Source organism: Roseateles sp. P5_E8 (assembly GCF_054177665.1).
Window position 1 is genome coordinate 138,830 of the sequence record NZ_JBGCUM010000009.1, and the last position, 21,545, is coordinate 160,374.

General features: G+C 69.1%; 26 protein-coding genes and 1 tRNA gene. 14 read left to right on the forward strand and 13 right to left on the reverse strand.

Annotated features, from left to right (window positions below):
• Positions 1–188 precede the first annotated feature (188 nt).
• From ACXRVZ_RS07940 to ACXRVZ_RS07965, 6 genes are all read right to left on the reverse strand, one after another.
• Positions 189–1,271 carry a serine hydrolase gene (locus ACXRVZ_RS07940; protein WP_457425984.1) on the reverse strand — a complete coding sequence of 361 codons (1,083 nt, stop codon included), beginning with the start codon at positions 1,269–1,271 and terminating at the stop codon, positions 189–191.
• Positions 1,268–2,509, reverse strand: a complete 1,242-nt coding sequence (locus ACXRVZ_RS07945; RefSeq protein ID WP_457425986.1) for a D-amino acid dehydrogenase — start codon at positions 2,507–2,509, stop codon at positions 1,268–1,270. The genes ACXRVZ_RS07940 and ACXRVZ_RS07945 overlap by 4 nt, the downstream gene beginning before the upstream one ends.
• Positions 2,510–2,630: 121 nt before the next feature.
• On the reverse strand, positions 2,631–3,521 hold the full coding sequence (locus tag ACXRVZ_RS07950; RefSeq protein ID WP_457425988.1) for a hypothetical protein: 891 nt from the start codon (positions 3,519–3,521) through the stop codon (positions 2,631–2,633).
• 33 nt (positions 3,522–3,554) lie between these two features.
• Entirely contained in the window at positions 3,555–4,751 is a 1,197-nt protein-coding gene (locus tag ACXRVZ_RS07955; protein ID WP_457425990.1) for an amino acid aminotransferase, read from the reverse strand.
• Positions 4,752–4,782: 31 nt separating this feature from the next.
• Entirely contained in the window at positions 4,783–5,880 is a 1,098-nt protein-coding gene (locus ACXRVZ_RS07960; protein WP_457425992.1) for a DUF2332 domain-containing protein, read from the reverse strand.
• Complete coding sequence (locus tag ACXRVZ_RS07965; RefSeq protein ID WP_457425994.1) at positions 5,877–6,368, reverse strand: glutathione peroxidase; 492 nt, start codon at positions 6,366–6,368, stop codon at positions 5,877–5,879. The genes ACXRVZ_RS07960 and ACXRVZ_RS07965 overlap by 4 nt, the downstream gene beginning before the upstream one ends.
• 160 nt (positions 6,369–6,528) lie before the next feature.
• On the opposite strand from ACXRVZ_RS07965, the gene ACXRVZ_RS07970 reads away from it, so the two are divergent.
• A complete protein-coding gene (locus tag ACXRVZ_RS07970) occupies positions 6,529–7,491 on the forward strand; it encodes a hypothetical protein (protein ID WP_457425996.1) in 963 nt (320 codons plus the stop codon).
• A gap of 125 nt (positions 7,492–7,616) precedes the next feature.
• Here ACXRVZ_RS07970 and lplT read toward each other — a convergent pair whose 3' ends face one another.
• Positions 7,617–8,909, reverse strand: coding sequence for a lysophospholipid transporter LplT (gene lplT, locus ACXRVZ_RS07975; protein ID WP_457425998.1), 1,293 nt, complete (start codon positions 8,907–8,909; stop codon positions 7,617–7,619).
• Between the two features lie 128 nt (positions 8,910–9,037).
• Between lplT and alr the strand changes: the two genes are divergently transcribed.
• Both alr and arfB read left to right on the forward strand, forming a co-directional pair.
• Positions 9,038–10,138, forward strand: a complete 1,101-nt coding sequence (alr, locus tag ACXRVZ_RS07980; RefSeq protein ID WP_457426000.1) for an alanine racemase — start codon at positions 9,038–9,040, stop codon at positions 10,136–10,138.
• Complete coding sequence (gene arfB, locus ACXRVZ_RS07985) at positions 10,131–10,541, forward strand: alternative ribosome rescue aminoacyl-tRNA hydrolase ArfB (RefSeq protein ID WP_457426002.1); 411 nt, start codon at positions 10,131–10,133, stop codon at positions 10,539–10,541. The genes alr and arfB overlap by 8 nt, the downstream gene beginning before the upstream one ends.
• Here the strand turns inward: arfB and tet are convergent.
• Positions 10,538–11,713 carry a Tet(A)/Tet(B)/Tet(C) family tetracycline efflux MFS transporter gene (gene tet / locus ACXRVZ_RS07990; protein ID WP_457426004.1) on the reverse strand — a complete coding sequence of 392 codons (1,176 nt, stop codon included), beginning with the start codon at positions 11,711–11,713 and terminating at the stop codon, positions 10,538–10,540. The genes arfB and tet overlap by 4 nt on opposite strands.
• Before the next feature lie 60 nt (positions 11,714–11,773).
• Between tet and ACXRVZ_RS07995 the strand changes: the two genes are divergently transcribed.
• Positions 11,774–12,424, forward strand: coding sequence for a TetR/AcrR family transcriptional regulator C-terminal domain-containing protein (locus ACXRVZ_RS07995; protein ID WP_457426006.1), 651 nt, complete (start codon positions 11,774–11,776; stop codon positions 12,422–12,424).
• Here ACXRVZ_RS07995 and ACXRVZ_RS08000 read toward each other — a convergent pair.
• The gene (locus tag ACXRVZ_RS08000; protein ID WP_457426008.1) at positions 12,387–13,289 is read right to left on the reverse strand and encodes a DMT family transporter; all 903 of its coding nucleotides are present in this window, start codon (positions 13,287–13,289) and stop codon (positions 12,387–12,389) included. The two genes, ACXRVZ_RS07995 and ACXRVZ_RS08000, sit on opposite strands and share 38 nt — an antisense overlap.
• Entirely contained in the window at positions 13,289–13,918 is a 630-nt protein-coding gene (locus ACXRVZ_RS08005) for a LysE family transporter (protein ID WP_457426010.1), read from the reverse strand. Before ACXRVZ_RS08005 ends, ACXRVZ_RS08000 begins: the two co-directional genes overlap by 1 nt.
• A gap of 129 nt (positions 13,919–14,047) precedes the next feature.
• On the opposite strand from ACXRVZ_RS08005, the gene radA reads away from it, so the two are divergent.
• From radA to ACXRVZ_RS08050, 9 genes are all read left to right on the forward strand, one after another.
• Positions 14,048–15,412 carry a DNA repair protein RadA gene (radA, locus tag ACXRVZ_RS08010; RefSeq protein ID WP_457426012.1) on the forward strand — a complete coding sequence of 455 codons (1,365 nt, stop codon included), beginning with the start codon at positions 14,048–14,050 and terminating at the stop codon, positions 15,410–15,412.
• A gap of 74 nt (positions 15,413–15,486) precedes the next feature.
• Complete coding sequence (locus tag ACXRVZ_RS08015) at positions 15,487–15,918, forward strand: hypothetical protein (protein WP_457426014.1); 432 nt, start codon at positions 15,487–15,489, stop codon at positions 15,916–15,918.
• A gap of 22 nt (positions 15,919–15,940) precedes the next feature.
• Positions 15,941–16,288 carry an antibiotic biosynthesis monooxygenase family protein gene (locus ACXRVZ_RS08020; RefSeq protein ID WP_457426016.1) on the forward strand — a complete coding sequence of 116 codons (348 nt, stop codon included), beginning with the start codon at positions 15,941–15,943 and terminating at the stop codon, positions 16,286–16,288.
• A complete protein-coding gene (locus tag ACXRVZ_RS08025; protein ID WP_457426018.1) occupies positions 16,285–16,662 on the forward strand; it encodes a hypothetical protein in 378 nt (125 codons plus the stop codon). The genes ACXRVZ_RS08020 and ACXRVZ_RS08025 overlap by 4 nt, the downstream gene beginning before the upstream one ends.
• A 37-nt stretch (positions 16,663–16,699) precedes the next feature.
• Positions 16,700–17,644, forward strand: coding sequence for a branched-chain amino acid transaminase (locus ACXRVZ_RS08030; protein ID WP_457426020.1), 945 nt, complete (start codon positions 16,700–16,702; stop codon positions 17,642–17,644).
• 21 nt (positions 17,645–17,665) lie between these two features.
• Positions 17,666–17,881 (forward strand): zinc-finger domain-containing protein, encoded by a 216-nt coding sequence (locus ACXRVZ_RS08035; RefSeq protein ID WP_457426022.1) that lies wholly within the window; start codon positions 17,666–17,668, stop codon positions 17,879–17,881.
• Position 17,882: 1 nt separating this feature from the next.
• Positions 17,883–18,326: a YybH family protein gene (locus ACXRVZ_RS08040; protein ID WP_457426024.1), complete on the forward strand. Its 444-nt coding sequence runs from the start codon at positions 17,883–17,885 to the stop codon at positions 18,324–18,326.
• Between the two features lie 15 nt (positions 18,327–18,341).
• Positions 18,342–19,307, forward strand: a complete 966-nt coding sequence (locus ACXRVZ_RS08045; protein WP_457426026.1) for a YheT family hydrolase — start codon at positions 18,342–18,344, stop codon at positions 19,305–19,307.
• Positions 19,307–19,822 (forward strand): DUF2946 family protein, encoded by a 516-nt coding sequence (locus ACXRVZ_RS08050; protein ID WP_457426028.1) that lies wholly within the window; start codon positions 19,307–19,309, stop codon positions 19,820–19,822. Before ACXRVZ_RS08045 ends, ACXRVZ_RS08050 begins: the two co-directional genes overlap by 1 nt.
• Positions 19,823–19,869: 47 nt before the next feature.
• On the opposite strand, the gene ACXRVZ_RS08055 is transcribed toward ACXRVZ_RS08050, so the two are convergent.
• On the reverse strand, positions 19,870–20,409 hold the full coding sequence (locus ACXRVZ_RS08055; protein WP_458232286.1) for a c-type cytochrome: 540 nt from the start codon (positions 20,407–20,409) through the stop codon (positions 19,870–19,872).
• A gap of 142 nt (positions 20,410–20,551) precedes the next feature.
• Here ACXRVZ_RS08055 and ACXRVZ_RS08060 point away from each other — a divergent pair.
• Positions 20,552–20,627 (forward strand) — tRNA-Arg (locus tag ACXRVZ_RS08060).
• A gap of 176 nt (positions 20,628–20,803) precedes the next feature.
• Here the strand turns inward: ACXRVZ_RS08060 and ACXRVZ_RS08065 are convergent.
• Positions 20,804–21,277, reverse strand: a complete 474-nt coding sequence (locus tag ACXRVZ_RS08065) for a hypothetical protein (protein ID WP_457426032.1) — start codon at positions 21,275–21,277, stop codon at positions 20,804–20,806.
• Between the two features lie 101 nt (positions 21,278–21,378).
• Positions 21,379–21,545 (reverse strand): ATP-binding protein (locus tag ACXRVZ_RS08070; protein ID WP_458232287.1); only part of this gene is annotated, 167 nt, incomplete at its 5' end.

Sequence of the window (21,545 nt, forward strand, 5' to 3'; positions counted from 1 at the left end):
GACGCGCAAGGAGGGCCTCGACGGCATTTGCGAGGACCGGGCTATGCCGGGACGCGGGTACACGCACTTGCTCCGTTGCTCGGGCCAGAGGCCCGAGCAACGCAGCATCAGGTCTGCCCGCTCTCCTGCGCCCAGGCCAATCGACGCTTGAGCTTTACAAAGCAACGCGCAACGAGCCTTTGCCTTCTTCAGCGCTGCTCTTTCAGCAAGGCATGCACGGCACCGCCCAGCGCCGGCAGCCGCCAGGTTGTCGACGCATCGGCGTGGGGTGCGTAGCGTGTGCCGAGGCTGGTGGTCACCGCGATCAGGTAGTGCAGGTCGCCATCGTGGACGATGCCGGCGTCGCTGGCGTAGTTCTGTGTATTGCCGGTCTTGTGGGCGAAGCGGACGGGAATGCCCGGCACCCAGCCGGGCAGCGCGCGCAGGGACTCGCTGCTGAGGTTGTGGTGCAGCGTCTGCGCGTCCAGCGCGCGGCGGATGACGGCGCGGCTGGCGGGGCTGACGAGTTGCTGCTGCGCAGGCGCATCGGCGTCCAGCCGCCACATCAGGCGCAACGCGTCCCAGGCCGTCATCTGGATCTGGCCCACGCCCGAGCCGGCGCCATTGCCCCAGCCGCCGTCGGGCTGGGTGTTGGCGATCATCAAGCCCGGCAGGCCTTGGGCTGCGAAGACGTCGTGCAACTCGTTGTGCACCTCCCGCCCGCCCTCGCGGCGGATGGCGCCGCGTTCATGCAGGTGAGCCACCAGCGCCGAGGTCGCCTCGTTGCTGCTGACGGTGATCATGTCGAACAGCCAGTCCGCCACGGGCCGGGTTTTGCCCGCATGCGTCAGCGGCAACGCCCAGTCGCTGCGGCCCCGGTCGACGAGGCGAGCGACACCGACGGCCACCATCATCTTCAGCAGCGAGGCCGGGTAAGGGGCAACAAAGCGGGGGCCGCTGCCAAACCAGGCGGGGAAAGCAATGCGCGACCAGTCGGCACCGGGCAGCCAGGCGTAGGAATCACCGGCCGCGTCGCGCACGTCGGCGTGGAAGGCGATGTTGTCCACGGCGCCGTCGGCACCAAAGCGCGCAACCAGGCCCTGCGGATGCTCACGCGAGAACAGCACATTGGCGGCCACCGGCGCCGCACCACGCGGGAACAAGGCCACGGCCAGGTCGATGCTCGGATGCCAGCCCAGCGCGGCGCCGTTCTGCAGCGAGTCGGCCGTGGTCTCGAAGCGCTGCGCCAGCACGGCGGCGCGCAGCGCCTGGGCGAGGTCGTCAGCCGTCAAAGCGTGAGCCCGTCCAGGGGCAGCGGGCTGGCGCGGCCGCAGACCAGTTCGGCCACGATATCGGCCGTGGCGAAGGAGAAAGTGAAGCCCAGGGCGCCATGACCCACGTTGAGCCACAGCCCCGGCACGCCGCTGGCGCCGAGGATGGGCGCGCCGCTGGGCGTGGCGGGGCGCAGGCCGGCCCAGGGCGTGGCGCGGTCGTAGTCGGCGGCGTTGGGGAAGGTGGCGCGCACCGAGCGCTGCAGCGAGGCGAGGCGCCCGGCGTCCAGGCCGACGTCGTCGCCGACGAGATCGACCATGGCCGCCACGCGCAGCTCGCTGCCGATGCGGGCGTAGAGGATCTTCTTCTCGAAGTCGGTCACGCTGACCTCCGGCGGGCGGTGGCCGGCCTGGATGGGCGCGGTCAGGCTGTAGCCCTTGAGCGGGTACAGCGGCAACTTCACGCCCACCGCTGCGGCCAGCGCGCGGCTGTGCAGGCCGGCCGCCAGCACGACGGCGTCGGCACCGATCTCGCCAAGCTCGGTCTGCACGCCGATGACGCTGCCACGCGCATCGCGCTGCAAGCCCTCGACGGGCGTGGCCAGCCGGCCGCGAAAGCGCTCGTGCGACAGGAGACGCTCATGCAGCGCGCGGCAGAGGGCGTGGCAGTCCGCCACCGCCTCACCGGGCGTGAAGATGCCGCCGGCCAGCGTGGCCTCCGTGTCGGCCAGCGCCGGCTCCAGCGCCACGCAGTCGTCATGCGACAGCGCCTGCTCGGCGCCGCCACGCACACGGGCCGCGACGCGCGCGAACTCGGCCGCCTGGCGGTAGACCACCAGCTTGCCCGGCGTGCGCAACGCGATGGCGTCGCCGAGTTGCGCCTCGGCATGCAGGCGGGCGAAAGACTGCTGGCTGAAGGCGCCCAGCGCGAGCAGGCGCTCGGTGGTGCGGCGGTTCACCGGCCCGCGGCAGTTGCGCAGGAAGGCCAGCAGCCACGACCACTGCGCCCAGCTCGCCTCGGGCTTGAAGCGCAGCGGGCCGTCGGGGTCGGTCAGCCAGCGCAGCGCCTTCAGCGGCACGCCGGCGTCGGCCAGTGGTGACACGTAGCGGTAGCTGAGCTGGCCGCCGTTGGCGCGGCTGGCGCCCTGGGCCACTGTGGCCTCGCGCTCGACCAGCGTCACGCCGTGGCCGCGCTGCAGCAGCGCCCAGGCCGTGGTCAGGCCCACCACGCCACCGCCGATCACCACGCAATGCTTCATCCCGCCCCAGGCCTTCTGTCGTTGGGGCGAGGGTAAAGAGGGCTTGCGGGGGCTGCCAATGAAACCGGCGAGCGAGGTCATAACCAAGCCGCATGGGCAGCCACCCGAGACCGCAGCGCCGTCAGAACCGCCCGGGCCGGCTGCGGGCGGCGAAGAAGGCGTCGAACTGGGCGGCGTATTCGCGCCGGGTCTGTGCCGGCAGGCCTTCTTCCAGCAGCGCACGCAACATCGCGGAGCCCTCGGGCGTTCCCAGCGCGGCGTCCACGAGCTGGATGGCGGCGCGGCCCCAGGGGGTGCGTGGGCAGGCCACGCCCACGGTGATGGGGGCGGCGGCGTGCGCAATCGGCAACGCAACGAATTGGGCGGCCTCGGGGTAGGTGGCTGCCACCAGCAGCAATGCATTGGCGTACTCGACCGTGAAGTCCGCTCGCGACTGCAACAGCATGGGGAGGATGTTGCTGCCGAAATCGCCACTCGAATAGCGATGCAGGGTGTCACTGCCAAGCAGCGCTGCAAGCTGCGCGTCCAGCTCCGCGCCGTAGCTGCGCCCCTGCACCACGGCACCATGCCAGCGCTGCTGCCTGACCAGCCGGATCAAGTCGACATGGCCTGCGTCATCGCGCGGCAGCTCGGCCACGCGACTTTGGCGAACGATCAGCTGCGGCGGCGGCATCAACCCGGTGTTGCTGAAGTGCGCCTGACGCTCGCGAGCGGGCTGGCGCACCGCAGAGGCGGCACAGACCGGCTCGCCCGACTCGATCAGCGCCCAGGTGCGCTTGGCATTGGCCATGCGGCGCTCGTGCCCGACCTGCGGCAGCCGGCGTTCAAGCCAGGCGAGCAGGTCATCTGCGGGGCGCGCGATGCCGCTGGTGGGGCTCTGTGAAAGCGTGTTGCCGAACAGCCAGGTGATGCGCTCGACTGCCACCGCTTCTCCCGCCGCGGCAGCCGGCGGCAGCCCGCCGACGCCCGCTGCGACCAGGGCCAGTGCGGCAGTGAAACGACGGGGCCACATGGAGCAGCGCTGCATGCCCGGCCCCGTGGTGCCTCAGCCCGCCAGGACCGCGGCCATCGCCTCGGCCGTGGCCTCGACGTTGCGGGTGTTCAGCCCCGCCACGCACATGCGGCCCGAGCGCAGGATGTAGACGCCGAACTCGGCCTTCAGCCGCTCGGCCTGGTCGGCGCTCAAGCCCGTGTAGCTGAACATGCCATGCTGGGTCAGGAAGTAGCTGAAGTCGCGCCCGGGCAGCTTGGCCGCGAGCACATCGTGCAGCTGGCGGCGCATGGCCTGGATGCGCAGGCGCATCTCGGCCACCTCGCCCTCCCACATCTCGCGCAGCACCGGCGTCGTCAGCACCTTGGCCACGACCTGGCCGCCGTGCATGGGCGGGCTGGAGTAATTGCGGCGGATCGTGAACTTCATCTGGCCCAGCACGCGCCCAGCCTCTTCGGCATCGGCGCAGACGATGCTCAAGGCACCGCCGCGCTCGCCGTACAGGCTCATGCTCTTGGAGAAGCTGTTGGCGATCAGGAAGGACAGGCCCTCGTCGGCCAGCAGGCGCGGCGCGAAGGCGTCTTCCTCGATGCCGTCGCCATAGCCCTGGTAGGCCAGGTCCAGGAAGGGCAGCAGCTCGCGCTCGCGCAGCACGGGCACGAGGGCCCGCCACTGGTCCTGCGTCAGGTCGACGCCGGTGGGGTTGTGGCAGCAGGCGTGCAACACAACGATGCTGCGCGCGGGCAGCGCCTGGAAGGCGGCGAGCAGGTCGTCAAAGCGCAGGCCGCCGGTGGCGGCGTCGTAATAAGGGTAGGTCTCGCAGACGTGGCCCGAGCCCTCGAAGACGGCGCGGTGGTTGTCCCAGGTCGGGTCGGAAAGGTAGACCTTGCTGTCGGGGAAGTAGCGCTTCAGCAGATCGGAGCCCACCTTGAGGCCGCCGCTGGAGCCCACGCCCTGGATGGTGGCGATGCGGCCGGCGGCGATGGCCGGATGGTCGGCACCGAACAGCAGGGCCTGCACGGCAGCGCGGAAATTGGCGGCGCCCTCCATCGGCAGGTAGGGCCTGGCGCCGGCGTTCTCGACGACGGCCAGCTCGGCCGCGCGCACCGACGGCAGCAGCGGGATGCGGCCGTCGTTGTCGAAATAGATGCCGATGGACAGGTTGATCTTGCCGGCGCGCGGGTCTTTCTGGAAAGCCTCGTTGAGGCTCAGGATGGGGTCGCCGGCATAGGCGTCGACATGCTTGAACATGGGTGGGTCAGGCTGCGTTGGGGAACGCGGATTATCGGAGCCAGTCCACCCAGCGCCCGTGGGGGTGACTCCAGGCCAGGGCGCGTTCCTTGCTCCGGTGGCGCAGCGTCCACAGCGTCAGCGTCGACGCCGCCTCGTCGGGCGGCAGAACCGGTTCGGTTGGCAGGGCTGCCTGCTGGGCGCTGAGGCGGGCCAGGTCGCCACAGATCCAGGCCAGGCCATGGCTGCGCGAGAGGCGGTCCACCGTGTCGCGCAGCCGCGCGAGGTCGGCGTCGTTCAGGTAGTACAGCACCCAGCTCGTCAGCATCACCGGCTGCACGCCGGCAGGCAGCCCCGCCAGCCAGGGCTCGATGGCGGCGATGCAGTCGTCGGTCCGGCGCAGGGTGTGCGGCAGGGCCTGCATCTGGCGCGCAGCGCGGGCCAGGCGTTCGCGGCGGGGCGCGTCGTGCGGCCACAGGCAGGCTTGCAGCCAGCGCAGGCCGGCGGGGTCGTCGACGGCTATGGGCGCGGGGTCCAGGCCATCGCGCTGCACAAGGCGCCAGCCAGCGTCGTGCGGCACGGGCGCATCGCCCAGCCAGCGGGCCGTGACCTCGGCGACCCGCCCGTCACGCGGCGCCGCGCGGTCGTGATGAGCCCCGTCATTGGTGACGTAGCGCAGCGCATAGTTGTCGACGCCAAGATTGAGGCCGGCGCTGCAGCCCCAGTCGAGCAGCGCCAGCTCTTGGCTGCCAGTCACGCGGCCCACCTCGCCCAGGGCCGGCCAGATGGCGACGCAACGGCCGACCTCGTTGGTCTGCGTGGCGCCGTGGCGCAGGTGCTCGACCAGCGCGGGCCATTCGCGGTCGAGGCAGGCCCGCAGCGCCACGGCCAGGCCAGCGTCCGCCGCGCGCTCGCCACCGGCGCTGGGGTAGTAGGCCGCCAGCTCGGGCGCAGAACCGGCCAGCACGCGCTCGTGCAGGGCCGCCAGCAGCAGATTGGCCTTGCGCTGCTCGGGCGGGGCCTCGGCCAGCAAGGCCAGCGCGCGCTCGTCCTCGGCAGCGATGCCGCACAGCGCCGCATAGAGCGGCTCCAGGCTGCATTCCTCGCGGCCGAAGCGGCGCAGCAGCGCCGCCCCTTCATCCCGAATCAAGACGCCTTCAATGCGGCTTCGATGTCGCCGCGCAGCTTCTCCGGCGGGTCATTTGGCGCAAAGCGCTTGATGACCTGGCCGTCACGGCCGATGAGGAACTTGGTGAAGTTCCACTTGATGGCCTCGGTGCCCAGGAAGCCGGGCTTCTCGCTCTTCAGGAACTTCCACAGCGGGTGGGCGTCGCTGCCGTTGACTTTGGTCTTGGCCATCATCGGGAAGCTGACACCGTAGTTCAGCTCACAGAAGCTGGCGATCTGGTCGTCGCTGCCCGGGTCCTGGCCGCCGAACTCGTTGCTCGGGAAGCCGACGATGACCAAGCCCTTGGGGCCGTAGTCCTGCCAGAGCTGCTCCAGGCCCTTGAACTGCGGCGTGAAGCCGCATTCGCTGGCGGTGTTGACCACCAGCAGCACCTTGCCGCGCTGGGAGGCCAGGTCCGCGGGCTCGCCGCGGATGGAGACGGCCTGGAAGTCGAAGACGCTCTCGCTCATGAGTCCTCCCTAGAAAGACGCCGCCGATGCTAACGCCTGAGCGCCGAGGGTTTGTAGCATGGCGCCCGGCGCGCGGCTGGCCGTCCAATCGCGCGAACCTGAGGGTTGCCCTTTCCGGGCGGCCCAGGCCCCTTTCTCCTCCCCGGACTCGCCCACGTTCATGGATCACCTGGCTAGCTTTACCCCGGCCGATCTGGCCGGCCGCACTCCCCCCGAACTGGCCGCCTTCCGCTGGAAGCTGCTGGCCCAGGGCGACTCCTGGTTCTCCAACTCGCGAGACAAACTCAACGCCCACGCCAACCTGTTGCAGGAGCTGGTGTTCAAGAGCTCGGCTGCGGCCGTGAACTGCGCCGGCACCGGCAATGCGCTGTCGCACATCGTCGACCTGCAGTCCAACCCCGATTTCGTGCGGCTGCTTGCGGCCAAGGACGCACCCGCGTGGGACGGCGTGCTGCTGTCGGTGGGCGGCAACGACCTCATCGCCGCCGCCCGCACGCCAGCCCACGACGGCAACGGCCAGCCCATTCCGCTGGAGCTGCGCCTGCTGCGCCGCCAGACCGAATGGGGCCCGCCCTCTGCCGGCGTGGCGCGCTATTTTTCCGAGCCCGGCTGGGCCACCTACGCCGCCTACCTGCGCGCCAACCTCAAGCACCTGCTGACGCTGCGCGACCAGGGGCCCTCCGCCGGCAAGCCCATCTTCATGCACTGCTACGCCGTGCCCATGCCGCGCCCGGCAGGCGCCGCGATCAACGACGAGCTGGGCGCCAGCGGCCCCTGGCTCTACCCGGCGCTGAAGGCATATGGCGTGCCCGCGGCCGACTGGGCCGCGGTGAGCCGGCTGATGGTCTTCCACCTGGCGCAGCTGCTCAAGGGCATGGCGGCCGACAAGGAGGCCTTCCGCGGCCTGTTCGTGTTCGACTCGACGGCGGTGCCGCTGGCGCTGGCCGCACCGGGCTCGACCGGCATCAGCGGCGACTGGCACAACGAGATCCACCTCAACCACAGCGGCTGCTTCAAGATCGCCCGCGCCTGGAGCGAGGCCATCGAGCTGGTGCTGGAAGGCAAGCACCTGATCCAGCCCACCACCGGCCGCAAGGGCCGCGGGTCTAGCAGCAGTTCCTGAGTTTTCGATAGGCCTCGCTCAGCGAGGCCGCCCCTCCAGCGGCCGCCGTGGAACCGGCTTTGCCGGGCCACCAGCGGCGCCCCCTTGAGGGGGCCGGCGAAGCCGGTAGGGGGTGGGCGGGGGCCTCAGCGATCGACGGGCTTGAGATCATCGGAGCGCGCCAGGTCGAGCAGATGCTCGACCTCTTCCTTGTGCTGGACGAGGTTGCGCTGGTGCCAGCGCTTGATCGCCCACATCGTGCCGGCCACGACGACGCCGAAGATGGTGATGGCGCCGAACACTGACAGGCCGAACTTGGTGATGGCCGTGTAGAACGCGCCCATGCCGAGGATGCAGGCCTGCTCATTGAAGTTCTGCACCGCGATGCTGCGGCCCGCACCCATCAGGTTGTGGCCGCGGTGCTGCAGCAGCGCGTTCATCGGCACGACCAGGTAGCCGCCGACACCCCCCAGCAGGATCAGGAAGGGCGCTGCCAGCCATACGTTGTGGATCACGTTCAGGCCGATGATCAGCAAGCCCATGGCGATGCCCAGCGGCATGACGGAGGTGGCGCGGTCCAGCCTGCAGTACACCGACGCGACCACAGCGCCCACCGCCGTGCCGATGGCGACGACGAGGATCAGCAGCGAGGCCTGCTGCGTGCTGTAGGCCAGCGCCGCCGCTGCCCAGGCAAACACCAGGTAGCGCAAGTTGCCGCTGACGCCCCAGAACAGCGTCGTCGTCGCCAGCGAAATCTGGCCAAGCTTGTCCTGCCAGAGGTTGCTGTTGCAACTCGAGAAGTCGCGCACCAGGCCCGTCACGCTGTGCGCAAAAGGCTGCAGCGGCGCCTCGGTGCGCGGGATACGCAGGTTGAACACAGCGGCCAGCACATACAGAAACACGAGGCTGGCGATGGCCGCCTCGGGCGGGGTATCGATGCCGGTGTCCAGCATTGGCAGGTCGAAGGCCAGCAGCATGTGCGACAGGAGATCGCCGATCAGCTGCCCACCCAAGCCCACGCCGAGGATGATGGAAAGGATGGTCAGGCCTTCGATCCAGCCGTTGGCCTTGACGAGCTGTGACGGCGGCAGCAACTCGGTCAGGATGCCGTACTTGGCCGGCGAGTAGGCCGCCGCGCCCAGGCCAACGATGGCATAGGACAGCAGCGGGTGAGTGCCGAACAGCATCATCAGGCAGCCCACCACCTTGATGCTGTTCGAGAAGAACATCACCTTGCCCTTGGGCACCGCGTCGGCCAACGCACCGACGAAGGGCGCGAGTACGACGTAGAAGAGGGCGAACATCGGCACCAGCGCGGCGCGTTGCCATTCGGCGGCGCCCGACGTGCGCAGCAGCTCGACTGCAGCGACGAACAGCGCGTTGTCAGCCAGCGAGCTGAAGAACTGCGCCGCCATGATGGTGTAGAAGCCGCGTTTCATCGACCGGAGTGCGATCCTGACAGAGGAGCCATGGGCAAGAGAGATCGACTAAGGACGGGCGGAGCGGGTTTATAGCATGCGCCCCGAGTCGATTTCATGCACCAGCAGCGCGCGCAAAATCGCTGGCTATGCCCCGTCCCATCGAAGCCCTCGTCCACACCGACGCCCTGGCCCACAACCTCGCCCGAGCCCGCGCGCAGGCCCCCAACGCCCGGGTCTGGGCGGTCGTCAAGGCCAATGCCTACGGCCACGGCATCGAGCGCGCTTTTGAAGGCCTGCGCGCCGCCGACGGCTTCGCGCTGCTGGACCTGGCGGAGGCTCAAAGGCTGCGCGCGCTGGACTGGCGCGGCCCCATCCTGCTGCTGGAGGGCGTGTTCGAGCCGCGCGACCTGGAGCTGTGTTCGCGCCTCAAGCTCTGGCATGCCGTGCACTGCGAGCAGCAGATCGACTGGCTGGCCATGCACAAGACGCACGAGCCGCACCGCGTCTTCCTCAAGCTGAACTCAGGCATGAACCGGCTCGGCTTCACACCCGCTGCCTTCCGCGCCGGCTATGCGCGGCTGGAGGCCCTGCCCCAGGTCGACGAGATCGGCCTGATGACGCACTTCTCGGACGCCGATGCGCAGCGCCAAGGCGTGGACGGCATCGCCCACCAGCTCGCCGCCTTCGAGGCCGCCGCCGACGGCCTGGCCGGCGAACGCACCATCGCCAACAGCGCCGCGACGCTGCGCCACCCGGCCCGCACGGCCGCCGACTGGGTGCGCGCCGGCATCATGGTCTACGGCGGCGTGCCCGACTTCCCCGAGCATGACGCCGCCCACTGGGACCTGCGGCCGGCGATGACGCTGCGATCCAAGGTCATCGGCGTGCAGCAGCTCCAGCCGGGCGACACGGTGGGCTACGGCAGCGCCTACACCGCCGAGCAGGCCACGCGCGTGGGCATCGTCGCCTGCGGCTATGCCGACGGCTATCCGCGCCACGCACCGACCTGCACGCCCGTGCTGGTGGACGGCCAACGCACACGCACGCTGGGCCGGGTGTCCATGGACATGCTGGCCGTGGACCTGAGCGCGCTGCCGGCCAGTGGCTTTGGCAGCGAGGTGACGCTGTGGGGTGAAGGCCCGCACGGGTCGCGCCTGCCCGTCGACGAGGTGGCCCAGTCGGCCGGCACCATCGGCTACGAGCTGATGTGCGCCATCGCGCCGCGCGTGCCCATCCGTCATGCCTGAGCTGAACTGGACACCGCGGCCCGACGAACTGGACTTCGACGCCATCCGCGCCAGCGGCCCTGGCGGGCAGAACGTCAACAAGGTGTCGAACGCCGTCCACCTGCGCTTCGACATCCGCGCCTCCAGCCTGCCCGAGGCGGTGAAGGCGCGGCTGCTGAACTGGGCGGACCAGCGCATCACGTCGGAAGGCGTGGTCGTCATCAAGGCGCAGGACACGCGCAGCCTGGAGCGCAACCGGGCGGACGCCGTGGCCCGCCTCATCGAACTGGTGCAGGCCGCCGCCCATGTGCCCAAGGCGCGGCGGGCGACCAAGCCGACCTATGGCTCCAAGCAGCGCCGGCTGGAAGGCAAGGCCAAGCGCAGTGGCATCAAGGCCGGGCGCAGCAGCAAGGCAGATTTCTAGGCTTCGCGCGCGCGCCGGCTGAACAGCAGCGGCAGCGCCAGCAGGTAGAGCGCCGCCGCAACAATCCAGACGCTGCCAGGCCACGTCAGCTGCGTCGCGGCGAACCCGGCTGTGACGAGCAACGGCCCGCCCACGCCGATCAGGCTGCCGATGCTGGCCAGCATGCCTTGCAGCTCGCCCTGATGCTGCTCGTCCACCTGCCGCGCCAGCACGGCCTGCAGCGCCGGCAGCGCCAGCCCGCCGATGGCGAACAGCGGCAGCAGCGCGAACGGCATCCAGCCCGCCACGGCCACGCCCATGCCGACAAAGCCGATGCCATCCGCCGCCATGCCCGCGAGCAGCGCGCGCTTTTCTCCCAGCTTCGCCACCATGGGCCCGGTGACAAAGGCCTGCGAGATGGCGTGCAGACCGCCGTAGCAGGCCAGGGATAGCCCCGCCACCCAGGCCGTCCAGCCATAGCGGTCCTGGCCGTACAGGATCCACAGCGACGCCGGCACCTGCGACACCAGCGCGACGACCGCGAACACACCCACCAGTGGCAGCAGCGCAGGCTTGCCCTGCAGGCGGTGCAGCGCGGAGAAGGCGTTGAATTTGCTGGCGTCCAGCTTGGTCGTGCGGTTCTGGTTGGATTCCGGCAGCGCCAGCCACGCCATCAAGAGGTTGGCTGCATTCATGACGGCTGCGGCGACAAAGGGCGCGCGCAGCGACCACTCGCCCAAGGCACCGCCGATCAGCGGCCCGACGACGAAGCCCAGGCCCATGGCGGCGCCCATCTGGCCATAGCGCCTGGCGCGGTCGGCCTCGGGGGTCACGTCGGTGATGTAGGCCGTGCCCACAGCCATGCTGGCGCCGGTGATGCCCGACAGCACACGCCCGACGTAGAGCCACGCGAGGCTGGGCGCCAGAGCCATCAACACGTAGTCGGCCGCGGCGCCCGCCAGGGAGGCCAGCAGCACGGGGCGGCGGCCGAAGCGGTCGCTCAGGGCGCCCAGCACCGGCGAGAACAGGAACTGCATCGCCGCGTAGACGGCCAGCAGCCCACCGTAGTGGTGGGTGGTGGCCTCGGCGCCGGCCAGCTCGCGCAGCAGGCCGGGCAGGATGGGGAAGATCAGGCTCATGCCCACGGCGTCCAGCCACAGGGTTGCCAGGATGACCGTCAGTGCTCGATTCACGGAAGACTCTCTATCGTTGATAGGGAGGATTCTGCCCGAACCTCTCTATCATTGCTAGAGATGACTGCCACTGACCGCTCCAGGCTCAACCGCGACGACGTACTGCGCGCTGCCCTCGCACTGCTGAACGAAGTCGGCATCGACGCGCTGAGTACCCGCAAGCTGGCCGAGCGGCTGGGCGTGCAGTCGCCGACGCTGTACTGGCACTTCAAGAGCAAGGCGGCGCTGCTGGACGCGATGTCGCAGGCCGTGCTGCTCGAGAGCCGGGCGCGCGAAGCGCCGGCATCGAGCGAGCGCTGGCAGGACTGGCTGCTCGCCGATGGACGCAGCTTTCGCCACGCGCTGCTCGCCTATCGCGACGGCGCCCGCCTGCACGCCGGCACACGGCCGGGCGAGGCGCAGCGCGACTCCATCGAGGCGCGCCTCCAACTGCTGTGCGCGGCCGGCTTCGAGCCCGGCCCGGCCACGCTGCTGATGATGTCGGTGGGGCGCTTCGTCGTTGGCTGGGTGCTGGAGGAGCAGTCCGCGCAGGCGCCCGACGCGCCGCCATCCGCCAACGTCACGGGTCCGGACGCGACGCATTACCCGCTGCTGGCCGCTGGCTGGGTGGCAACGGTGGGCGGCGACGCCGATGCGGTGTTCGAGCAGGCGCTGCTGCTGCTGATAGCCGGCGCTAAGCCTTCGGCGGCCGCGTCGCCACGAACAGGCTGACCAAGCACAGCGCCATGCCGCCCACGGCCAATGGCGTTGCCTGCCAGCCCTCCAGCGCGGCCGACACGATCAGCGCGATGACCGGCACCATGACGCCCACCAGCGCCGCCTGCGCCGCGCCCTTGCGCTCGGCCAGCTTGTAGTACAGCGTGAAGGCGATGACCGAGCCAAACGCGGCCAGATAGAACAGGCTGCCGACATAGGTCCAGGCGCTGTCGAAGGACAGGCCGCGCCCGGTCGCCAGCGACAGGCCGATCAGGAACAGCGCGCCATAGCCCATGCTCCAGGCCAGCACCGGCACCAGCGGCAGGCCGCGGCGCTGCAAGGCCAGTGTGAAGAAGCCGCCCACGCAGGCCGTCACGACGGCGAAGAAGCTCAAGCCCAGGCCCAGCGCCGCATCGGGCCGCGCGCCGGTGGCCGCCAGCTCGGGCCAGAAGATCAAGGCCACGCCCACCACCGCGCCGCTGGATGCGAGCAGGAAGCGCCGGCTGACCGGCTGACGCCACAGCAGCCAGGCGGCCAGCGCGTTCATGAACACCAGCAGGCAGAACAGCACCGCCACCAAGCCGCTGGGCACATAGCGCTCGGCTTCGTAGACGGCCCAGTAGTTGCCGGCGTACTGGATGACGCCGGTGGCCAGCGCATAGCCGTGGGCATAGCGCGGCAGCTTCAGCGACGCGCCCTGCCAGCGCGCCAGGCCCGCCAGCAGCAGTGCCGACAGCGCGAAGCGCCAGCCCACCGAGGTCAGCACCGGCACGGGCGAGGCCAGCTGGTAGAGGATGACGTGCCAGGTGCTGGCCCAGATCAGCACCGGGGCCAGGAACAGGAACCAGGTGGGCAGGCGGCGGTCGTTGGCGCCCGCCATCAGGCCGCGCGCTTAAAGGTGGCCAGCAGCGCACCCGCCGCGACGAACAGGGTGCCGAACACGCGGTTCAGCAGCTTGATGTGGCTCTCGCTTTTCAGCGCCGCCAGCACGCGCGCGGCCAGCACGGTGTAGCCGGCCATGACGACGAGGTCGGTGAAGGCCAGCGTGGTGCCGATGACGAGGTATTGCGGCGCCAGCGCGGCGTGCAGGTCCAGGAACTGCGGCACCACGGCCAGCAGGAAGACCGTGCCCTTGGGGTTGACCGCGTTGATGCCCCAACCGCGCAGCACCAGTTGGCGGCGCGTGGCCTGGATGGCGCCGTCATCGGCGGCCACCAGCGGCTTGGCGGGCGCGCGCCACTGCTGCACGCCGAGGTAGATCAGATAGGCCACGCCGGCCCACTTCACCAGCGCAAAGCCCAGCGACGAGGCCGCGATCAGCGCGCCCAGGCCGGCGCTGACGAGCACCACCTGGGTCAGGATGCCCAGGATGAGGCCGAAAGTCATGAAGTAGCCGCGCCTGAAGCCGTGCGACAGCCCCGCGCTCATGGCCGCAACGGCACCCGCGCCGGGCGACAGGCTGATGGCCCAGGATGCCGCGAAGAACGCGAGCCAGACTGAAAACTCCATGACCACTCCCTTGCTTCCGCGGAAAAAGGAGATCACCGCAGGGCCGCAGGTTTTAGCACGGTGGTGAGCGACGGGCAGAAGTCAGGGCCTGGCTCCGCATCGAATAGGCCGCGCGCTGACAATGGCCGCATGGCCACGAGCAAAAGCATCTACACCTGCACCGAGTGCGGCGGCACGACACCCAAATGGCTGGGCAAATGCCCGCATTGCAACGCCTGGAACACGCTGACCGAGAGCGCCGCCGAACCCGCCGGCGGCGCCAAGAACCGCTACCAGTCGCTGGCGCGCAGCCAGCCGGTGGCCACGCTCTCCGAGATCGAGGCCAGCGACTTCGAGCGCACGCCCACCGGCCAGGAGGAACTGGACCGCGTGCTGGGCGGCGGCATCGTCGCCGGCGGCGTGGTGCTGATCGGTGGCGACCCGGGCATAGGCAAGTCGACGCTGCTGCTGCAGGCCGTCGAGTCCTTGTCGCAGACAGTCAAGGTCCTGTACGTGACCGGCGAGGAAAGCGGCGCGCAAGTCGCGATGCGCTCGCGCCGGCTGGGCCTGTCCGGCACCAAGGTTCGCGTGCTGGCCGAGATCAGCCTGGAGCGCATCCTGGCCACCATCGAGGTCGAGGAGCCGGACTTCTGCGTCATCGACTCCATCCAGACGATGTACTCCGAGCAGCTCTCGTCCGCGCCCGGCTCGGTCGCTCAGGTGCGCGAATGCGCCGCGCAGCTGACGCGCACGGCCAAGTCGCGCGGCTGCGCGATGGTGCTGGTGGGGCATGTGACGAAGGAAGGCGCGCTGGCCGGCCCGCGCGTGCTGGAGCACATCGTCGACACGGTGCTGTATTTCGAGGGCGACACGCACAGCAGCTTCCGCCTCGTGCGGGCCATCAAGAACCGCTTCGGCGCCGTCAACGAGATCGGCGTGTTCGCGATGACCGAGAAGGGGCTGAAGGGCGTGGCCAACCCCAGCGCCATCTTCCTGTCCACCCACGCCGAGCCGGTGCCGGGCAGCTGCGTGCTGGTCACGCTGGAGGGCACGCGGCCGCTGCTGGTGGAGCTGCAGGCGCTTGTGGACAGCGGCGGCGTCAGCCCCAGGCGGCTGTCGGTCGGCCTGGACCGGGACCGCCTGGCCATGCTGCTGGCCGTGCTGCATCGGCACGCGGGCGTGGCGACGGGCGACCAGGACGTGTTCGTCAACGCCGTGGGCGGCGTGCGCATCAGCGAGCCGGCGGCCGACCTGGCCGTGCTGCTGGCCATCCAGAGTTCGCTGCGTGGCAAGGCCTTGCCGCGCGGCTTCATCGCCTTTGGCGAGGTCGGCCTGGCCGGCGAGGTACGCCCCGCGCCGCGCGGCCAGGAGCGGCTGAAGGAGGCGGCCAAGCTGGGCTTCAGCGTGGCGGTGGTGCCCAAGGCGAACGCGCCCAAGAAGCCCATCGAGGGGCTGACCATCCATGCCGTCGAGCGCGTCGAGCAAGCCATCGAGGTGCTGCGCGGCCTGGTCTGAAGCGTCCGGGATTGCCTTGGGTCGACGGCTGTCAAAGTCTGCTTAGGATGGGGCTTCCACCGGAGGAACCTTTCATGTCCGACCCCGCCGACCTCAGGCAGTACGCTCGCACCGACTTTCTCGCCGCCCAGCACGATGCCGAATCGCTGCCAGGCTGGGTCTTCAAGCCGGTGCAGTTCAGCCAGGGGCCGGCCGGCCTGGTGCTGAACATGAGCGACGGCGGCCTGCAGGTACTGACCAGCGCCTCCGAGCCGCTGACCGAGACCAAGTACGAGGTCGTGCTGCTGCTGGGCCGGTCCGACGTGGACTCCGACGACGAGCAGGTCTCGTGGTTCAACGGCGTGGTGGAGCGCAAGTGGTCACGCCCGGTGCCGCGCATGGGCATCCTGCACGGCATGTGCTTCACGGCGCGCAACTCCACGGCCGAACAATTCCTGGCCGGCCACCAGCCGGCGCTGGAGTCCGGACAGTGGGTGCGCTGCGTGCTGCTCAAAGTCGCAACCTGACGACGTGGCAGGATGCGCGCCCATGAGCGCCCTGCCCGCCCCCCCTTACTACGCTGTCATCTTCACGAGCCAGCGCACCGCCGTCGACAGCGGCTATGGCGACGCCGCCGACCGCATGGTGGCGCTGGCGGCCGAACAGCCGGGCTATCTGGGCGTGGAGAGCACGCGCGGCGAGGACGGTCTGGGCATCACGGTGTCCTACTGGCGCAGCACGGACGACATCGCTGCCTGGCGCCGCAATGCCGAGCACAAGGTCGCCCGCGACACCGGCCGCAGCGACTGGTACGCCCACTACACGCTGCGCATCGCCAAGGTCGAGCGGGCGTACGCGTGGCAGCGCGCGGATGGCGCCGAGGACCCTCAACAATGAACCCGTGGATTGGTGTGGGCCTGGCGCTCGTGGCGCTGATCGGCGGCGGCCTGCTGCTCGGCTGGCAGGGCGCCATCTTCGCGACGACGGGCATCGTCTTCTGGCTGTTGTTGCAGATCTCGCGGCTGATGCGCGTCATGAAGACGGCCGGCGCGGCGCCGCTGGGCTCGGTCGCCAACGCCGTCATGCTGAACAGCAAACTGCACGCCGGCATGCAGCTGGTCGACCTGATCAAGCTGGCCGGCAGCCTCGGTGTGAAGCAGGCGCCCGAGACCTTTGTCTGGCGCGACGCCGGCGGCGACGCGGTGGAAGTGGTGCTGAAGAAAGGCAAGCTCGCCGAGTGGCGGCTGATCAGGGCGGACGGCTCTTCGTAAAATCGCCGTTTTTCCTCTTTAGCACCTGGAGTACCCGATGGTTCCCGCCCCCCTGCATGACCGCGACGGCAAGATCTGGATGGACGGCGAACTCGTCGACTGGCGCGACGCCAAGATCCACGTGCTGAGCCACACGCTGCACTACGGCTGCGGCGCCTTCGAGGGCGTGCGCGCCTACGACACGGTCAACGGCACGGCCATCTTCCGGCTGCAGGAGCACACCCAGCGTCTCTTCAACAGCGGCAAGATCCTGCGCATGAAGATCCCGTTCTCGCAGGAGCAGGTCAACGAGGCGCAGCGTGAGGTCGTCAAGGCCAACGGCCTGAAGAGCGCCTACATCCGCCCGCTGATCTGGATCGGCTCCGAGAAGCTGGGCGTCAGCCCCAAGGGCAACCAGGTGCACCTGATGGTGGCCGCCTGGAGCTGGGGCGCCTACCTCGGCGAGGACGGCCTGAAGCGCGGCATCCGCGTCAAGACCAGCTCCTACACCCGCCACCACGTCAACATCACGATGACGCAGGCCAAGACGGTGTCCAACTACACCAACTCCATCCTGGCCAACATGGAAGCCACCGACGACGGCTACGACGAGGCCTTGCTGCTGGACGCCTCGGGCTTCGTCAGCGAAGGCGCGGGCGAGAACCTGTTCGTCATCAAGGGCGGCGTCGTCTACACGCCCGACCTGTCGGCCGGCGCGCTGAACGGCATCACGCGCAACACCATCTTCTCGATCTGTCAGGATCTGGGCCTGAAGCTGGTCGAGAAGCGCATCACCCGCGACGAGGTCTACATTTGCGACGAGGCCTTCTTCACCGGCACCGCCGCCGAGGTGACGCCCATCCGCGAGCTGGACCGCATCGAGATCGGCTCGGGCGAATATGCCGGAACACGTGGCCCCATCACGGAGAAGATCCAGTCGGCCTTCTTCGACATCGTCAACGGCCGCAACCCCAAGTACGCCGAATGGCTGACTGCCTGCTGATCGACGTCTGAGAGCACAAAAATGAGCAACGCCCAAACTCCCGCCGCCACCGTCGAAGTCACCGCCAAGGACTGCAACGACAACGGCACCGTCTTCTGCCCCAACCCCAAGATGGCGCTGTGGAGCACCCATCCCAAGGTCTTCATCGACCTGACCCACGGCGGCCAGGGCCAGTGCCCCTACTGCGGCACGGCCTACAAGCTCAAGGCCGGCGAGGTCGTGGGAAGCCACCACTGACATGCCCCGCTCTCCCGCCCAGACGGCCGCGCTGCTGGCCTCGCCGGATGACACCGAGGCCCAGTTCTACGAGGCCTTGCAGCACGCCGACCTCGACCATCTGATGGCCTTGTGGGCGGACGACGAGGACGTCGCCTGCGTGCACCCGGGCGGACCGCGCATCGTCGGCCTGGGCGCCATCCGCGCGGCCTTCTCGGCAGTGTTCGAGCGCGGCGCCGTCAACATCCACCCCGAGCGCGTGCGCCGGCTGCACAGCGGCGACTGCGCCATTCACCATGTGCTGGAGCGCGTGCAGCGGGTCGGGGACCCCCAGCAGGCCTGGGTCATCGCCACCAACGTCTATCTGAAGACGGCACTGGGCTGGCGCCTGGTGCTGCACCACGCCAGCCCCGGCAACGCAGGTGACGTGCAGGAGCTGGTGGCGGACGCAGGCACCCTGCACTAGACACTCTTCGCGCGCATGCAGTACCGCGCCCCCCGCTGGCTGCCCGGCGGCCATGCCCAGACCATCTGGCCCGCCCTCTTCAGCCGCCAGCACGACGGCCCGCTGCCGAGCTGGACACGCGAGCGCTGGGACACGCCGGACGGCGACTTCATCGACGTCGACTTCCTGGCGGATGCACCCGAAGGCGCACCGATGCTGGTGCTTTTCCACGGCCTGGAAGGCGACCGCACCAGCCACTCCAGCGTCGCCTTCGCCAGCGTCGCCCGCGCGCGCGGCTGGGCGCTGGCGCTGCCGCACTTCCGCGGCTGCTCGGGCGAGCTGAACCGCGGGCCGCGCGCCTACCACTCGGGCGACTATGAAGAGGTCGGCTGGATCCTGTCCCGCCTTCGCGAGCGCCACGGCCGGCCCTTGCTCGTGGCCGGCGTGTCCCTCGGCGGCAATGCGCTGATGCGCTGGGCCGAGGAAGCCGGCACCACCGCCGCGCACACGGCCTGCGCCGTCTGCTCCATCTGCTCGCCCATCGACCTCGCCGCTGCCGGCGCCGCCATCGACCGCGGCTTCAACAGGCAGGTCTACGCGCGCCGCTTCCTGCGCACCATGATTCCCAAGGCGCTGCGCAAGCTGCAGCAGCACCCCGGCCTGTTCGACGGCGAGCGCCTCAAGCGCGCGTCCACCATCTACGAGTTCGACAACCTCTTCACCGCGCCGCTGCACGGCTTCAAGGGGACGGAGGACTACTGGGCCCGCGCGGCGGCCAAGCCGCACCTGCACCGCATCCGCATCCCGGCCCTGGTGCTGAACGCGCGCAACGACCCCTTCGTGCCCGGCCACAGCCTGCCGCATGCCGCTGAAGTGGGCGCTTATGTGACACTCTGGCAGCCCGGCCATGGCGGGCATGTCGGCTTCCCCGCCGGCTCGCTGCCCGGGCATCTCCTGACGATGCCGGAGCAGGTCTGCGACTGGCTCTGGAGACAACGCTGATGGACGACATCGTTCAGGCCGCTCTGAAGAAGTGGCCCAACGTGCCCCACTGCTACGGCTGGCTGGCGCTGGACGCGCGCGGCGACTGGTACATGCGCGACGACCGCATCCAGCGCGCCGGGCCCTTCCCGCGCGTGAAGGGCAGCCGCATCGACCACGACAAGCTGCTCGCCTTCATCGGCCGCAATTACGACAGCGACGAACGCGGCGCCTGGTTCTTCCAGAACGGGCCGCAGCGCGTTTACGTCGAGTTGGAATGCACCCCCTGGGTCTGGCGCCTTCAGCCCGGTGGCGCCGTGCTGACCCACACCGGCCGCGAGGCCCAGGTCGAGTCCGTCTGGCTGGACGAGACCGGCCACCTCTACCTGCTCACCGACCTGGGCCTGGGCCTTGTGCACACCCAGGACATGGGCCTGGCCGCCGAGGCCGTCGAGGCCGGGCGCTGGACGCCGCAGGACTGCTTCGCCGCCAAGATGCCGTCCATCCATCACTACCAGCGCCGACCTCATCCCTGAATGAAAAAGCCCGCACGCTGCGGGCCTGATCGGCGGAGCGGGGAGACTCAGTTCGCTGCGGAGGCAGCCGGGGCCGGCGCCTTGGGCTCGTCGAACTTGGCGCCGCCGGCATTGGCCATGTAGACCACGGCGCGGTGGATCTCGAAGTCGCTGAATTCGCCGCCACCTTGCGCGGCCATGGCGCCCTTGCCCTTCAGCGCCGAGTTCAGCAGCGCTTCCACACCGGTCTTGATGCGCGGGCCCCAGGCGGCGGCATCGCCCAGCTTGGGGGCGCCCAGCACGCCGGCGGCATGGCAGGTGGAGCACTGCGCCTGGAAGACCTGTTCGCCGGTCTTCAGCGAGGCCACGTCATTGGCGTCCTTGACTTCGACATGGCCGACCGGCGCGATGCGCCCGGCGACGGCCTGGCCCTCCAGCGCCCCGGTGCCGGCGGCCGGCTTGGTCGACGTGGTCACGTAGTTGGCCAGCAGGATGATGACCACGATGGGCACGACGAAAGCGAAAAACACGGCCCAGGCGAGCTGCTTGGGGGTCTTGATCGGGCCGGTATGGGCGTCGTCTTGGTGATGATCGTGGCTGGCGCTCATGGATTCCTCTGGTCGATCCTGTCGGTCTTGTCGGTCTTGTCGCGTGCCGACGCCAGGCGCGACACGAAAAACCGCCGAATTATAGGCACCGGCCATGAGGCCTCCCGGGCGGTAGAAGCCCGCTGTTAGACTACGCGGCTTCGCGCCCGTAGCTCAATGGATAGAGTACTGCCCTCCGAAGGCAGGGGTTGTTGGTTCGATCCCAACCGGGCGCACCAGACGGATCAAGCACTTAGCTTCGCAGCTAGGTGCTTTTTCTTTGCCGGTACCGTAGTAGTACCTTAAACACCGTCGGAATGTGGGCCAGGCAGCCGCGTCGGCAGCGCTACCGTTTCGTTGACGATGACCCGATACACGGACCGATGAACGTCGCGTTCAGCGCATCAAAGCGGTTCTAGCCGCCAACCAACTTGACGCGGCAGCGCCGCACAAAATTCTCGTATAGCGGAACGAACTTTCGCGCTTCCTCGTTCAGCACTCGGGCCTCGTCCAGCACCCATGCGGGACGCACGCCTTGCGCACGAAGCTGGTCCGAAAAAACCGACGCGTGCTGACCACCAGCCCCCACCGGAACCGTTTTTCCAACGAGATGAAGGGACAGTGAGGCTCCAGCCTCATAAAGCTCCTTCAGCCCCGCCTGTAGGTCCGCGTCAACAAATTCTCTCTGTGGTTGGTCCCAGGTTTCGTAGAAGTCATACAGCGGTTGGATCGCGGTACGCAAAAAGGCGCCACCGAAATCGTGGTCACGAAGGAGTCGGATCGCCGGGTCAAAGTTCAGCTCATGGATCAGCTGCTCGTACAGCTTGAGGTCGTGCACCTGTGCAGCGTTGACCTGCGCAGGCCTCAGTTGGGGGTAGTGCTGAAACAACCTCTCATCGTCGCGGGCAAGGTCGCTCTGTTAATTCCCACGCCATCCTGACCCACCGTTTCCGTCCAATTCTGACCCACCCTTGTTCGAGCCTCTCGGGCTCAGCTTGTGGGTAACTTCCTCGGTTTGGACTCCTTCTTGGTGGTGGGTTGAGCTGAGCTGTTCTTGAAGCGGTAGCTGTCGTTGCCGGTTTCAAGGATATGGCAGTGGTGCGTGAGCCGGTCCAGCAGCGCCGTGGTCATCTTGGCGTCGCCGAAGACGCTGGCCC